Here is a 13,781-nt window from a genome sequence, read left to right on the forward strand (position 1 = left end):
TCCGGGTCGGTCCCTATTTCGCCGCGCCGCAGTGTCGATCGACCATGCGCTGCACCATCGGGGCAAAGTGCCAGAAATCGGGCGTCTTCATCCCCTCACGCTTGCCCGCCTCGTCCAGATAACGCACCGCGATGATCTCCTTGAGGTTCGGATTGGCCTCGAACTCCACCACTTCCTGCGCGGTCATCGGTCCCCCCTGCAGCTCCAGCGTATGGACCGAGGCAGGCGAAAGGCGTTTAAAATACTCGGGCTTCGTCGCACAGAGATAGCGTTTCGCAGCAACGTGGTAGCGACAGCAATCGGTGATCACGCTGGGAAAGAAGCGCTCCAGCACCTCGGCCCCGGCGTCCTCATGGTGGCGGTCTTCGGTATCATCGGGGTGATAGGTGCCAAACTCCGATGTGAAATGACCGATATCATGCAGGAGGGCGCCGACGATGATTTCCTCCGGCTGGCCATTCTCTTCGGCGATTGTGGCGCCCTGCAGCATATGCTCTCCCATGGTCACCGGCTCGCCCAGATATTCCTCACCGCCGCGGCGATCGAAGATGGAGCCGAGGAACGCAACGATTGTGTTGTGGTCGAGTGTCTCAGGCGGGCGATGCGGCGCTGGCTGCGGTTTGCGGCTGGTCATTCCGCCGCCTCCCCCAGGGCCTGACGCCGCCGGGCCTCATAGGCAGAGCGCAGCCCGTCCTTGTCGGCATAGCAGCCCTGCAACCACCGCGTTCCTTCGCCGGAATAGCCCTTGCGCGCATGAAGGACACGGGTGTTGTCGACCACAAATGCCTCACCGGGGTTCAGGCGAAAGGTCACCTCCATTGCCGTGTCGTCGATAATCTCGCCGAACCGGCGATAGGCCGCATAATAGAGCGCCATTTTGTCGAAGGGGACATCCTGAACCGCCGCAAGGGAGCGATTGTTGAAACGCACAGCAATCAGCTCGCCATCCGGCGCCAGCTCGATCATCGGACGGCGCGAGGTCAGGCAGACCGCGGCTTCGCCAGCATATTCAAAGCGCGCGCAATGCTCGGCCAGAACGTTGAAATAGGCTTCGTTTTCCGCCTTGAGCCGCAGCGCCGCGGCAAAGCCGTCAACCACCATGTTCTCGCCGCCGGCAGCCGAGCTTTCGAGACAGTAGAGCACCTGGATCGTCGGCACGGGATCGCGATAGGGGTTGTCGGTATGGGCCTGCAAGCCAAGCCCGGTAAAGGCCAGATTGGTCGGATTCACCTCGGTACGGACCTCAAAGTGACGCCCATAGTTGGTCTCCCGGACATGACCAAAAAGATCCACAACCCGGAACAGTGCACCGTCCTCAACCGGACCGTTGACGATTTTGCCAAACCCGTAGCGTGTCACCGCGCCAAGCCAATCGCCCAACGCCGCACCACCGGCTTGCAGCGCGGCAAAATCCCCGGTGGGCACGGCCGCCATCAACCCCGCGTCCCAGGGCTCGACCCCCTCCGCGAGCCAGCCGCGCGCGTCCTGACGCGCCCGGTCATAGGCATGATCCCCAAGCCAGGACAGATCGTAATCCACGGTCTTCTCTTCCGGGACGAACCGCACCCGGAGGTGGCCGCCATCAAGCGTCGCCTCCGCAATTGCCGTGTCGGCCGGAATATCGCGCAGGGCGATCAGACGCTGACCATTGGCCGTCGCACGGGTCTCGGGATCGCCCGCATTGTCGCGCAGCCAGATCGCGTGGAACCGCAGTTCAGACGTCCCAAGAGACAGGGTGAGATAATCGCCCGCTGGGGCAACGGTAACTGACGGCATGATGTCCTCAAGAAAGGGTCCGCAATGCGGAAGATGACTTTTGCCTGTATGTTGCCACCGGTCCTGGATAATCTCAAATTAGGAATTTCTGCACTTAGGCCAAGGTCAGCTAATGCAAAAACAGCGCTCAACCCTGCCCCCGCTGGAATGGATCCGCGCCTTTGAAGCGGCGGCGCGCTGCGGCAGCTTTACCGCAGCCGCAGGCGAAACCGGGATCACCCAATCCGCCATCTCGCAGCGCATCGCCCAGCTGGAGAAACGGCTGGGGGTGGCGCTGTTCCACCGTCACCCTCGTGCCATTTCCCTGACTGTGGAGGGCGAGGCCTGGCTGCCCCATATCCAGTCGGCGCTGGACACGATGCGCGACAGCTCAGAGGCGCTGTTCGGCACCGGGCGGCGCCAGCTGACGATCTCCGCCAGCCAGTCGGTCATTGATCTGTGGCTCACGCCAAGGCTGGCAGCCCTGAGCGAGATTTCGGGTGGTCAGCTTGCGATCCAGACCATGGTGCTGGGCGCCCATGACGCGCCCGAGGATGATGTGCTGCGCATTCGCTACGGCGCCGGGGACTGGCCCCACCCCTATAAGCTGCCGCTCTATTCCGAGGAAATCGCGCCGATGGCGGCGCCCGCTCTGATCAAGGCTGCGCAGGACTGGACCGACTGGCCCCGCATTGCCTGTTCCGGTCCACGCCCGGGCTGGCCCGATTGGGTTGCCCGCCACGGCGGCGGGACAACGCCAGTACCGCATCTGCGTTTTGACACATTCCTGTCGGCACTTGGCGCGGCACAGGCCGGGGCCGGCGTTCTGCTAGGGTCGCTTCCCCTGTGCCGCGTGCCCCTGGCCGAGGGGCGGCTGGTTCGCCTTGATCGGAACCGGCTGAAACACCATGCTACCTATTGGATGATCGCCGGAAAAGACGCGGTAACCCACACGCAATGGAGCGAGCTGACACGCATCATGCAGTGAGCCGCGGCAAACGATTGGGCCACGCGAATTGTCGCAATGGCAATCTGTCTTATGGGCCATTGATGGGGGCCGGTGCTTAGCTGCATCCATTCATGCAAACCCAATTAGGAGCATTGACGCCCATGAACATGTGGTTACTGGCAGCCGGCGGCCTGATGGTCGCGAACACGCTGTTGCACATCTTCGCCGGCGGTAAGAGCGTTGCACGCCCCCTGCTGAACGCGCGCGAGCTGTCTGCCGAGGTACGATATGTAAACTACTACTGTTGGCACCTGGTGAGCATTAACCTCGCTGCGGTGGCTGCGCTCTTTTTATGGCCTGCGCTGCTGAACGGGCCAGTCGTCGCCGCGATCATCGCCACCGCTCTGGCCGCCTCATATGCCCTCTGGGGGCTGGCCTTGCCGGTTCTGAACGGCCAGCGCTACAAGGATATTCCCCAGGGGTTCCTGTTTGTCCCCGTCACTCTGTCCGGTCTCGTCGGCCTGATGATCTGACACCTGTCAGGCACGATAACCACGCAAGTATCGGTATGGGCCGCGAGATGGCGGCCCAACCTGAGACGAGGTCAAACAGTTGGCCAATAGTATTTCATAGATAAAATATCTTCTGTTGATTACCCGACATCTTGTGGGCATTGAGCCTGTTCCTCATAGAAAACCACCAAAAACACCCTTAACAGCTCATGAATCGGCCGCCTTCAGGGCAGGCGCGCGCTCAACTCATAGCTGTCTGGTTAAAGTCTTAACGACACTAGGCGGGCATATTAATCATTTGTTAGCGGCAAAATGACAGTCTCAGGCCAGTCTTTGGAAAGGGCGTTATCAAGAATGGTACTGAGGTTACGACACAAACCAACCACGCGACACTGCCCTCCGGCAACCTATGTGTCCTGGTGCTGGATGACAGTGAGTTTGACAGAACACGGATGCGAAGGCTGATTGCCCAAGCGGACAGATCTGTGAATGTGATCACCTGTTCGGATATCAAGGACTTTGAAAGAGCACTGGACGAGAATATCGTCGACCTCTGCCTGATTGACCATCAGCTGCGCGACGCCTCGGGGCTGGATGCCGTCGCCGTGGTCAAACAGCAACTGGAGACCGCGGAGGTCCCGGTGGTCATGATCTCCGGTCGTGAAGATACAGAAGCGGTTGTCAGTTCGATCCGCGCCGGCTGTGTCGACTACATCGGCAAGGGCAATCTGACGGCTGAAAAACTTCATGGTGTGATCTACAATTCCATCGCTGAAACCTTCTCCAACCCGGCCATGAAAGCCGAGGTGCAGGAAGCAACCCGTAATGTGATCCGTGGCATGGCTGAAGGCTGCATCAGCGAGCTGCAACCCAAACTGCGGCGCATGTACCGTCAGATCTCCTTTATTCGCGGCTGCCACAATCAGGGCCTGACCCCCTCCCCTGAGGCGCTGGATGAGATCGAAACCCATTGCCTGAACATCTGGCGGTTCTTCGACGAGATCGAACACTACAGCAATAGCTTCAACGAAGTTCGCCACTAGGTGGATCACCTCACCGCGGCTCAGCCACGGTGAGGTTGCTTCAGACGCACCCGAATAGTCGCCCCGTGCCGATTGGTCCGGGGCGACAACGCGTCTACAAGACCGCCATAGCTATCGGCAAGGCGCCGCAGGATCGCCAACCCCATGCCTGCCCCTCCGGTGTCGGCGATCGAGAATTTGCTCATCGGATCAAAAATCCGTTCCAGCTTGCCTGCTGGAATTCCGACACCATCGTCTCGCACCAGCATCTCCCACATGCCGTCGTGGCAGCGGCCAACCACGGCAATGCGCACCGGCTCCGGGTTATGACCGGCCGCATTTCCCAGCAGGATCAGGAACATCGACATCAGGGCATCGGGGTTCATGTCAATCTCAGGCGGATCGAACCGCGCCCGCACCCGCAGGCCATCTGGCAGATTCAGCGCCGCAATCGCACGATCAAGGCAAGCTTGAACCGACACGTTCTCCGTCTCCCGGTATCCGGTCTTGGAATATCGCGACAGCTGGTCAAGCATCATGTTGAGCTTCTCAGCGTGCTGCCGCATCAGATCAAGGGATTGCGCCGGGGCTTCCGGCAGGGTCAGGCCTGCGTCCTCCAGATCCTCCCCAATCCAGTTCGGCAGTTCGGCAAGCGCCCTCACCGACCCCCGCAGATCATGCACGATTTTGTAGACCACTTCCATCATCGCCTGATCGCGCGTGGTCTGGCCAGCCGCCTGGTCGGGGGTATCATGTTTCATCGCGGAGCGCCTTTCGAAGTTCGGCAGGATAGGTGTCACGCAGGGCCATCCAGCGGCGTGCCTGCAACGTGGCACCCGCACGATCCGTTGTCGCACGCCAGGACTGGGCCACATTGTTGAGCGCGACCTCCGGCGTGGCGTCACCCGCCAGCGCAAGCTGAAGCCAATAGGACAAAGCGTCGAAATACTCCCCCCGCCGCGCCAGATAGAGATCGGGCATAGACGAGCGCATTGCCTGTTCATGCACCCTCAGGAACTGTGCGCCATAGGCATCGACGATTGCGGGATCCTGATATTGATCGGTCCGGAAAGGGTCAAAAAAACCACCCGTCTGCGCGATCGCCTCGGCGCCGACTTTCTGCGAAACGGCATTCACGCAAAACTGATATGCGAGCTCGGGCTGCCTTGAATTTTTGGCGACGACGTAACTCCACCCCCAGTTGAAATACGACATGGGCACCAACGCCCCATTGATGCGCCCACCGGGCAGCGAGGCGTTGACCAGATTATCGCGCATCGCCGAGTCCGGCGCATAGAGGCTTTTCTGTGTCCCCCCCCAACCGATATTGGCGTAGATGTCACCCTCCCGGTACCGTGCCCAATTGGCAAAGAGGCCCAGGTCGGCCCCAACCAGATGGGCGCTCGAGGCGATCATCTCTTCCAATGCGGCGACGCCCTGGGCACCGGCAATCTGCGGCTCCATCGTGGGTGAAAACGGCCAGGCCCCCTTGGCGTGGAACCGGGCCCACCATTCCCAGGCCACCTTGTCGGCAGCGCGGAACAGGCAGCCGCCATAGCGTCCCGCATCCGGGTCGTGAAAGAACGCCATCTGGCGGTCCAGCTCTTCCCACGTCGCCGGTGTTGTCAGGTCTGTCCCGGTCTGATCCGCATATTTCTGTCTTAACTCAGGGTTCTCCATAAACCTTTTGTTATAAAACATTAAGAACACGTCACCGTCGGTTTGATACCCCCAGAGCCGGTCATCGAAAACATCACCGCTGGTATACATCATCGCGTCGGTCAGATCCTGCGGCGCGTATTGCTGCGCCAGCCCGTCCAGGGGCAGGATCGCCTCTGCCTCGACAAGATCGGGGATTCCAAACGTTGCAGGCAGCGCCACATCGACACCGACGTCATTGAGCATTGCCTCCAGCGTCAACACCGCATTAATCTCTCCCACACCGACAACGACCAATTCCGTGCGGCAGCCACATAACGCTTCGAAACTCTTGGCAACCGGGGCCAGATTCGCCTCTGCCCCATGAGGGGTCAGAATACGCAACAGGTTGGGAGACTGGGGATCAGTCGCAGCACGTCCGGCTGCAGGCAGGCCACCGCCCACCCCCAACGCCAGCGCATGCGTGGTAAAGGCGCGTCTTGTGAACATGGGGATCCTCGCGGTTGGCTATATGTCGTCAAACCTATCGTCGCCCAGTTAACGGCTGGTAAACCTCTCAACCTTATGTTGAGTCTCGCAAACAGCAAAAGGGACCCGCAGTGTCGCTAACCGCACGCCTAAGATCCTGTGTCGTCATCTGCCTCGCGTCGATCTGTGTCGCGATGTATACGGAGTGGAACGACCTTAGCCGTATTGAGCGCAAGACGGAAAACCTGTCGGACCGCACCATCCCCCTACTGGACAGGATCGCCGATCTTGGCGACCTGCAACATGGGCTGGAGGTGACATTGGCGAGGATCCGGCTCGTCGACGAACCGGATGGGCTAAAGGCGCTTGGACAGCGGCTCGACACGCTTGCACAGCTCTTTCGCGACAATTTCAGCGATCAGACAGATACAGTCACCAACGGTCCGTCCCCTGCAGATGCCGATGTCTTCCAAAAGGTTGTCAAAGGTCGGCAAGACCTCGTCGCCCAGTATGACCGGCTGGAGGTGCTTATCTCACAGGCGGCCTCCAAGATCCTGGCCCTGGAGAAATCCATCATTGTCGCGCAGATCGAGTTCGGCAATCAACAGCGTGACACCGGGAGTTCGAGCCAGTCGTATTCCTGGGCAATCGACACCGCCAAAACCCTTGGGGAGATCTCCGGCAGCGTTGCATCGCTTGCCATCCTGACCAAGGATTTCTCCATTGATACGGGCGAAAAACACAGCGCGGAAAGTCAGCGCCTCGTCGCCCAGATCAATACTCTTGCCTCCCGCCTTGCCCGGCTCAAAAACATCGATGCGCGTCACGAGATTGCCGGTGTGCTGGTCGACTATCGCAAGATAATGCTTGGCCCGGATGGCGTCGTCGAAGGATTGTCGCAGTTACAGATCAGCGAAGCGCAACAGGATCGTCTTTACAAAGAGGCTGAAGCCGTCCTGAACCGCATTGGCACCTGGAGCAGGTCGAACACGCAGCGTGCGGCGATGGAGTTTCGACAAAGCGCGGCAGAAACCACGCGAATCGTGGAACGCATTCGCTTTGTCGATGTCGCTTTCAACATGTGTATGCTGTTGATTTCTCTGGCGCTCTTGTGGTTCATGATCGAGGTTCGCATGATCTCGCGCATCCACCGCCTGACCCGCCATATCCAGCGCATGTCCCGCGGCGAGCTCGACGACCCGATCAACACCAGCGGCTCGGACGAAATCTCGGAGATCGCAAAGGCTGTCGAGAAATCACGCCTCACCGCCGCTGCGCTGAAGCGCTCGAACGAGGAGCTGGAGAGATTTGCCTATGTGGCCGCACATGACCTGCGTGCGCCATTGCGGGCGATTTCAAATCTGATCGAATGGACCGAAGAAGACTTTGCCGATGAGATGCCGGCCGATGCGCAAAAGAATATCGGATTGATCCGCAATCGCACGGACAGACTATCCAGCCATCTGTCGGCGCTGCTGGATTATGCACGTGCAGGACAGATCGAGGGCGAACACGGCGCATTCAGCCTGACGCATTTTGCAGATGAGCTGCGGCTCTATTTCAATTCCAACCCGGAATTCGAAATCAAGGTCGAGCAGGATTGCGGTCCCTTCGGTGCATATCTGACACCGTTGAAAACCATCCTGATCAATCTTGTCAGCAATGCCAGCAAGCATCACGACAGATCATCGGGCACCATCCGCATCAGCAGCGAACTCTACCCGAACTATGTGGAAATAACCGTTGCCGACGATGGTCCGGGCATCCCGAAACAATACCAGGAGCAGATTTTCGTGCTGTTTCAAACGCTGAAATCCCGTGATGAAGTCGAAGGGTCCGGCCTGGGTCTGGCTCTTGTGCAAAAACTTGCCAGATCACTGGGTGGCAGCGTTTCTGTAGTTTCCAATCCGGAGGTGGCGCGCGGCACCGTGTTCACGGTCCGGATCCCGCTCAACTCCAAATCAAAGAAACCGCTGAATGACATCCAAGGATTGGCCGCATGACCAATAAAGAATCCGTTACATTCCTGATTGTCGATGACGATGAAGTGGCTGTCATGGCCATCAAACGCGCCTTGAAAAAGCTGCGTCTCGTGAACCCGGTAGAGGTCGTGGGCGACGGGCAGGAAGCGCTGGACCTGTTGCGCGGCGTGAACGCTGCCGCGCTGGAGCGCCCCTATATCATCCTGCTTGATCTGAATATGCCGCGCATGGGTGGTCTGGAATTCCTGTCAGAGGTCCGGGAAGACAAGGAACTGGCAAATTCCGTGATCTTTGTTCTGACAACCTCCGATGCGCCTTCCGATATCGCGGTCGCTTATGAGCACAAAATCGCAGGCTATATCGTGAAAGAAAACGCCTATGACGCCGTCAAATCGGCCGTTGAAATGCTGGGCGCCTATGTCGAGATTGTGTCGCTTGAAAACAAGCTGAGATGACGCCGGTCAGCGGATCAATGCTGTTGGCGCCAGCTTGCCGAAAAGGCGGGCCCTTACAATCTGTGCGGTCCATGAACGCAACGGCGGGAGAAGACTGATATTCCCGGCGCCATCGATGGCAGCATTCGTATGGTCGATGCCCCGGCGCGACTGAACGCTAATGGCGTAGCTACTCTCGCGGCGGCGCTGTTTCTTCATGGCGATATCTAGCCCCGATGCCCCCGTGGTTGCCCCCGCCCCTCAAGGCATATGGCAATACCAAGCTGTCGCTGGACCAGATGCACCTGAATGGTCTCCGGGATGCGGGCTCCGTCCATTCGGAGGCCGCGCATTCCAGTCCGAATTCTGACCACGGATCGACAGCTTGCGGCCTGACATCGATGATCGGGAAGATTTTCCGATCCAGAGACGCTCAAATCTGCGCGACACATCCCATGTTGGAACGCGCGCATTCGAAAGACGCGCAAGATTGGAAAACGGGTCGGGCCCTGTGCTCAAACCTGCAATCGTTCTAGATTGCGACCATACAGATTGGCCGCATGGCAGAGCGGGATCGCCCGCTGCACCCTCAGCCCCAACGCCTGCGTGGTCTTCCGGTCAACTCTGAACCAACCTGCGCGCCGGTCAACAGCGCTGCTCTGCGCGTGCAGCCGGTTGCCCGCCCCACGGTTGTCGCACAAGTCTGCGGACCGCAGCCCCTACATCACCGTCAGCCACTCAACCAGTCACTCAACCTATTCCAATGCAATCATACCGGTGAAACCGACCCGCGCCAGCTGGCGCGGGATATCAGTCTTCGACGGTTTGCCCCAGTTCGCACCAACCATCAGATCCCGCGCAGCAAGTTCAGCGCAGAACCAGTCTGGTCAGCCCTCTTTTCCAGCAGGATCAACCTCTTAACTGGGGTGACGTGACCCAGCCTAACCCTACATTTGCCTCCCCGCCATGGGCCAGCAAAACCCCGCGTGCGCGCCATGGACGGCGCCAAGGGCATGACCGGCCATCCGGGACGCCCCAGAACCACGCCTGCCCAGACGCGGGCATCATTTCAGCGTCAGCACAACAAACAGCGTCCCCGCAATCCCTGCAAAGATGGTGAGCCAAATGAGCCCCACCAGCTCGGTCGTGCTTTCCGCTTCAAGCTGGTTGGCCAGCGAGATGATTTCAGCGGTGACATTCGTCTCTTCCCTGCGCAGAAAGTCGATCCATTCCGTCGACGCCGCAACCCAGCGCTCGCTGTTGAGAGCCGCCGGCCCGGAGGCCGCTTTTGCTGACCTGATGGTATCACGCAGGTCGCTTAAGGTGAGATATTGGTCCGTCCTTTGCAGCGATGGCAGCCAGCTTCCACTTCCCTTGACGACCGCTGCTTCGGTCAACAGGATGATCTGCGCGCCGCCGAGGGCGGCAAAATGCTCCCGCAGCGCAGAAGAATTTCCCGTTTCGATGACCGCAGCGCCAGTTGCCCGCTCAAGTCCGGCCTTTTCCTTGGCTTCGCCGATCAGGAAACGCGCCTGTCGCAGCGCTTGGTATTCGGTGGAACTGTCCAGCCCGACGCTTTGTCGGGTAAGAGCCATGATGGTGCTGATGAGTTCCGTGTAGGGCCCAGCGACATCCGAAACGATGACCGGCCTATCAAAGCCGAGGCCATCGACATGCTGGCGCAGTTCCGCCAGCCGTTCCACCCCGTGAACAACGCGATCAAAGGCCAGGCTATGATCGTCGGCCATCAGGGTGATGCGCGAAAGTGCCGAGGCGACCACCGCATCAGTCTGGCCGCGCTGACGTATCAACGCATCTGGAAAAACCCGCCCATCTGAGGAAACATATCCGACGGAATACCCGCGCTCGCGCTGCAGCTCATGGATCATATCGCTGATCGCGCTTTCCTCCTGCGCGGTCTGCGCGGCGTATTCCGCAAGGAGGTGGCGAGCGCGCTGCGCCACAAGCGCGCTCGCAGCGAGATACCCTGCCAGCAGGAAAAGCGGCGCAACAACCAGCAATATGGCAAGCCTGAGCGGCATGATTTCCCCAATCGGATGAGACACCGTTGGAACAATTATAGGGATAAATCGTTTACCATATGCTACCAAAACGTGTATCATTTCAGTTTCCTCAGCGCAGGGTCTAGAGCCGCGGCTTCCAGCCCCGCCGGATCGGCTGTCGTTCAGGACCGGCAGCAGCGGCGTGAGAGGCGCAGACAGATCGCGCACAGCGGCACCTGCGCAGGCCCCCTTTCTGGCTTGCCGTGTAAACGCATCCCCTCCTGCGCTGATGTGCTACACTGATGCTTCGGGCAGCGGCATTACGCGCCAATCCGCTGACCGGCGAACGGGCTTGATTTTTGCAACTGTTAGCGATAACGATGCGGCAATTGTCAGGCCACCGGGCGCGCCCGTCGAAGGCTGAACCCCTATCACCATCGGAGTTGCACAGATGACCTTGAAAATTGCGATCAATGGATTTGGACGAATTGGCCGTGGCGTTTTGCGCGCCTTGCTGGAGAGCAACGCCGACGATATCTCGGTTGTGGCGATCAACGATCTGTCGCCTGCGGAAACCCTGGCGCATCTGTTGAAATACGACAGTGTCCATGGCCGCCTGCGGAACGAGGTGACCGTCGACGGCGATACGATGACTGTCGGCAATCACAGCATCCGCCTGACGGCGATCCGTAATCCCGAGGATCTGCCCTGGCAGGACGTTGATATCGCCTATGAATGCACCGGCCTGTTCACCAGCCGCGAGACTGCTGCCAAGCATCTGCAAAACGGCTCCAAACGTGTCCTGATCTCCGCCCCCGGCAAGGAGGTCGATCGCACCGTGGTGTTCGGGGTCAATCACAAGGATCTGACCAAGGACGACGTCATTGTCTCCAACGCCTCCTGCACCACCAATTGTCTGGCCCCGGTGGCAAAGGTTCTGGACGATACATTCGGCATTAAGACCGGGTATATGACCACGATCCATGCCTATACCGGTGATCAGCCGACCCATGACACCAGCCACAAGGATCTTTACCGCGCCCGTGCTGCGGCGCTGTCGATGATCCCGACCTCAACAGGCGCAGCCCGCGCGATCTCGGAGGTCCTGCCGCATCTGAAAGGCCGCCTGGAGGGTTCAGCAATCCGCGTGCCGACCCCGAATGTTTCGGTGGTTGATCTCAGCTTCATTCCTGAAAAACCTGCCACTGTTGAGACAATCAACGAGGCGATGAAGGCTGCCGCGGCGGGCGATCTGGCAGGGATCCTGTCCTATGAGACGGACCCGCTGGTCTCCATCGACTTCAACCACGACCCGCATTCCTCCTGTTTTGCGGCACCACAGACCGCGGTTACCGCCGAGGGGCTGGTCCGCGTTGTCAGCTGGTATGACAACGAATGGGGCTTCTCCAACCGGATGGTCGACACCGGCCGCCACATGGGCAAGGTGATGAACGGCTAAGCGCGCGGAAGATGCGCTGACAGAACAGGAAAGGGCTGCCACTGGCAGCCCTTTTTGCGTTGAACTCTCAGGCCTTGCCCACCCCTCGCGGGAAGGCCCTTGTGCCGCTAGATGCGGAAAATCGGTTGCAGCAGGCGCGGGACAAAGGACCGGAACCGCAGTGCAGCATCAGTCGCGGCAAGGCAGATGCAGGTCTCACCGTCCTCGGCAATCGGCGTATGTTCCAGGCGATCGTCCGCAACTTCCAGATCCCCGACACCGAAGCGCCCGGTTTCATCGCGAAACGCGCCCTGCAAAACCAGCGTCAGCTCCAGCCCGTTGTGGCCATGGTCAGGGACCGCCTGTCCCGCAGGAATATAGAGCAGCCGCACGCTGCCCTCCTCGTCATGGCTGAGGATTGACTGACGCACACCCATGCCGAGCGACTTCCACTTTGGCGGCAGCCCACCCAGCGCCTGCATCACCGGCGCCGGAAAGATGCCCGAGCGGTTGAACTTCGGTGCGTCCTCAAAGGGTGAATCCAACTCGGCAAACACGCGCTCCCGCAGATCATCCGAGACATCCCGGGTTCCACAGGTTTCCAGTACCGACCCGCCGACCGCCTGATGCGCATTCAACCGGGCGCGGCAGTCGTCACACATCGACAGATGGGTCGCCATAACCAGAGAGTAGGCATAGGGCAAATTGCCGGAGGCATAGGCCACCAGCAACGGGTCAGGGATATGATGGCGTACGCCGGTCATGATAGTCCTTGTTCCTTCAACTCATGACGCAACCGCTCAAGTCCGAGGCGGATGCGGGATTTGATTGTCCCCAGGGGCAATCCGGTCTGTTCCCGGATGTCCGCATGGGTCAGCTCGCCCAGATAGGCCTTTTCGACCATCTCTCGCTGTGCCGGTTTCAACCGGGCCAGGGCTGCGCGCAGCTTTGTTGTTTCCTGATCCAGCGCCAGAATCTGGGCTGCATCTTCTTGTGTTTCCTCGGGAAGCTTCAGCTCCTCCGGTATTGGCCGCCGTTCCTTGCGGATCACGTCGATCTGCCTGTTGCGGGCGATCTGGTAGATCCACGCCGAGACCTGAGCACGTTCAGGATCGAACATGGCCGCCTTTCGCCATACGGTCAGCATCACCTCCTGAACGACCTCTTCGGCCTGGCTGGGCGGCATGCCGGATCGGCAGATCACCCCCTTCAGACGCGGCGCGAAATAGTCGAACAGACGACCAAACGCCACCTTGCAGCGGTTGTCGCGCACGGCCAGCATCCAGACTGTCTGATCCGACAGGCTTTCCCGTTCCACTTTTTTCCTTTCGCGCATTACACTTGTGTCACGGTCTACCGTAACGGGCGGCGCAGGCGCTGCAAGAGTTGGATGGCTCAGCATGGTCAACATGTACGGATTACGCATCTTTCACGGTGCTGGATCACTCTGAGCGCAATTAATTTCAGTTTTTTCCATTCGTCCGGAGAGGCCCGTCATCTTAATCACCATCTTTTTTGATCCGCCCGGGCGAGCGGCCCGTAACAAGTTGAAATCACAG

General features: G+C 59.5%; 14 protein-coding genes. 6 read left to right on the top strand and 8 right to left on the bottom strand.

Annotated elements, in window-relative coordinates; genetic code table 11:
• Positions 1–13: 13 nt before the first annotated feature.
• Both VWZ85_RS06855 and VWZ85_RS06860 read right to left on the bottom strand, forming a co-directional pair.
• The gene (locus tag VWZ85_RS06855; protein ID WP_416587515.1) at positions 14–634 is read right to left on the bottom strand and encodes an HD domain-containing protein; all 621 of its coding nucleotides are present in this window, start codon (positions 632–634) and stop codon (positions 14–16) included.
• Positions 631–1,776, bottom strand: a complete 1,146-nt coding sequence (locus VWZ85_RS06860; protein ID WP_416539984.1) for a TauD/TfdA family dioxygenase — start codon at positions 1,774–1,776, stop codon at positions 631–633. Before VWZ85_RS06860 ends, VWZ85_RS06855 begins: the two co-directional genes overlap by 4 nt.
• A gap of 112 nt (positions 1,777–1,888) precedes the next feature.
• On the opposite strand from VWZ85_RS06860, the gene VWZ85_RS06865 reads away from it, so the two are divergent.
• The 3 genes from VWZ85_RS06865 (at position 1,889) to VWZ85_RS06875 (ending at position 4,259) form a co-directional block, all read left to right on the top strand.
• Entirely contained in the window at positions 1,889–2,743 is an 855-nt protein-coding gene (locus VWZ85_RS06865; RefSeq protein WP_416539985.1) for a LysR family transcriptional regulator, read from the top strand.
• 122 nt (positions 2,744–2,865) lie between these two features.
• Positions 2,866–3,237 (top strand): hypothetical protein, encoded by a 372-nt coding sequence (locus tag VWZ85_RS06870; protein WP_340547391.1) that lies wholly within the window; start codon positions 2,866–2,868, stop codon positions 3,235–3,237.
• A 371-nt stretch (positions 3,238–3,608) separates the two neighbouring features.
• Entirely contained in the window at positions 3,609–4,259 is a 651-nt protein-coding gene (locus VWZ85_RS06875; RefSeq protein ID WP_416587629.1) for a response regulator, read from the top strand.
• A 20-nt stretch (positions 4,260–4,279) separates the two neighbouring features.
• On the opposite strand, the gene VWZ85_RS06880 is transcribed toward VWZ85_RS06875, so the two are convergent.
• Positions 4,280–4,999: a sensor histidine kinase gene (locus VWZ85_RS06880; protein WP_416587516.1), complete on the bottom strand. Its 720-nt coding sequence runs from the start codon at positions 4,997–4,999 to the stop codon at positions 4,280–4,282.
• Positions 4,989–6,386 (bottom strand): sugar ABC transporter substrate-binding protein, encoded by a 1,398-nt coding sequence (locus VWZ85_RS06885; protein WP_416587517.1) that lies wholly within the window; start codon positions 6,384–6,386, stop codon positions 4,989–4,991. Before VWZ85_RS06885 ends, VWZ85_RS06880 begins: the two co-directional genes overlap by 11 nt.
• 110 nt (positions 6,387–6,496) lie before the next feature.
• Between VWZ85_RS06885 and VWZ85_RS06890 the strand changes: the two genes are divergently transcribed.
• Positions 6,497–8,368, top strand: a complete 1,872-nt coding sequence (locus tag VWZ85_RS06890) for a sensor histidine kinase (RefSeq protein WP_416587518.1) — start codon at positions 6,497–6,499, stop codon at positions 8,366–8,368.
• A complete protein-coding gene (locus VWZ85_RS06895) occupies positions 8,365–8,802 on the top strand; it encodes a response regulator (RefSeq protein WP_416536630.1) in 438 nt (145 codons plus the stop codon). Before VWZ85_RS06890 ends, VWZ85_RS06895 begins: the two co-directional genes overlap by 4 nt.
• Positions 8,803–8,808: 6 nt before the next feature.
• Here VWZ85_RS06895 and VWZ85_RS06900 read toward each other — a convergent pair whose 3' ends face one another.
• Both VWZ85_RS06900 and VWZ85_RS06905 read right to left on the bottom strand, forming a co-directional pair.
• Positions 8,809–9,000, bottom strand: a complete 192-nt coding sequence (locus tag VWZ85_RS06900) for a hypothetical protein (protein ID WP_416595444.1) — start codon at positions 8,998–9,000, stop codon at positions 8,809–8,811.
• 845 nt (positions 9,001–9,845) lie between these two features.
• On the bottom strand, positions 9,846–10,823 hold the full coding sequence (locus VWZ85_RS06905; protein WP_416587519.1) for a nitrate- and nitrite sensing domain-containing protein: 978 nt from the start codon (positions 10,821–10,823) through the stop codon (positions 9,846–9,848).
• Positions 10,824–11,235: 412 nt separating this feature from the next.
• On the opposite strand from VWZ85_RS06905, the gene gap reads away from it, so the two are divergent.
• Positions 11,236–12,243: a type I glyceraldehyde-3-phosphate dehydrogenase gene (gap, locus tag VWZ85_RS06910; protein ID WP_340547398.1), complete on the top strand. Its 1,008-nt coding sequence runs from the start codon at positions 11,236–11,238 to the stop codon at positions 12,241–12,243.
• 107 nt (positions 12,244–12,350) lie between these two features.
• Here gap and VWZ85_RS06915 read toward each other — a convergent pair whose 3' ends face one another.
• The gene (locus VWZ85_RS06915; RefSeq protein ID WP_416587521.1) at positions 12,351–12,986 is read right to left on the bottom strand and encodes a ChrR family anti-sigma-E factor; all 636 of its coding nucleotides are present in this window, start codon (positions 12,984–12,986) and stop codon (positions 12,351–12,353) included.
• Positions 12,983–13,633: a sigma-70 family RNA polymerase sigma factor gene (locus VWZ85_RS06920; protein ID WP_340547532.1), complete on the bottom strand. Its 651-nt coding sequence runs from the start codon at positions 13,631–13,633 to the stop codon at positions 12,983–12,985. The genes VWZ85_RS06915 and VWZ85_RS06920 overlap by 4 nt, the downstream gene beginning before the upstream one ends.
• Positions 13,634–13,781 lie beyond the last annotated feature (148 nt).

This window comes from Phaeobacter sp. JH20_29, from assembly GCF_048056175.1.
GTDB lineage: Bacteria > Pseudomonadota > Alphaproteobacteria > Rhodobacterales > Rhodobacteraceae > Phaeobacter > Phaeobacter bryozoorum.

Bases quoted from the DNA above. Each gene is read 5' to 3' on its own strand.
- VWZ85_RS06855 (WP_416587515.1), bottom strand. From the start codon at position 634: ATGACCAGCCGCAAACCGCAGCCAGCGCCGCATCGCCCGCCTGAGACA.
- VWZ85_RS06880 (WP_416587516.1), bottom strand. From the start codon at position 4,999: ATGAAACATGATACCCCCGACCAGGCGGCTGGCCAGACCACGCGCGAT.
- VWZ85_RS06915 (WP_416587521.1), bottom strand. From the start codon at position 12,986: ATGACCGGCGTACGCCATCATATCCCTGACCCGTTGCTGGTGGCCTAT.
- VWZ85_RS06895 (WP_416536630.1), top strand. From the start codon at position 8,365: ATGACCAATAAAGAATCCGTTACATTCCTGATTGTCGATGACGATGAA.
- VWZ85_RS06870 (WP_340547391.1), top strand. From the start codon at position 2,866: ATGAACATGTGGTTACTGGCAGCCGGCGGCCTGATGGTCGCGAACACG.
- VWZ85_RS06900 (WP_416595444.1), bottom strand. From the start codon at position 9,000: ATGAAGAAACAGCGCCGCCGCGAGAGTAGCTACGCCATTAGCGTTCAG.
- VWZ85_RS06860 (WP_416539984.1), bottom strand. From the start codon at position 1,776: ATGCCGTCAGTTACCGTTGCCCCAGCGGGCGATTATCTCACCCTGTCT.
- VWZ85_RS06865 (WP_416539985.1), top strand. From the start codon at position 1,889: ATGCAAAAACAGCGCTCAACCCTGCCCCCGCTGGAATGGATCCGCGCC.
- VWZ85_RS06885 (WP_416587517.1), bottom strand. From the start codon at position 6,386: ATGTTCACAAGACGCGCCTTTACCACGCATGCGCTGGCGTTGGGGGTG.
- VWZ85_RS06920 (WP_340547532.1), bottom strand. From the start codon at position 13,633: ATGTTGACCATGCTGAGCCATCCAACTCTTGCAGCGCCTGCGCCGCCC.
- VWZ85_RS06905 (WP_416587519.1), bottom strand. From the start codon at position 10,823: ATGCCGCTCAGGCTTGCCATATTGCTGGTTGTTGCGCCGCTTTTCCTG.
- gap (WP_340547398.1), top strand. From the start codon at position 11,236: ATGACCTTGAAAATTGCGATCAATGGATTTGGACGAATTGGCCGTGGC.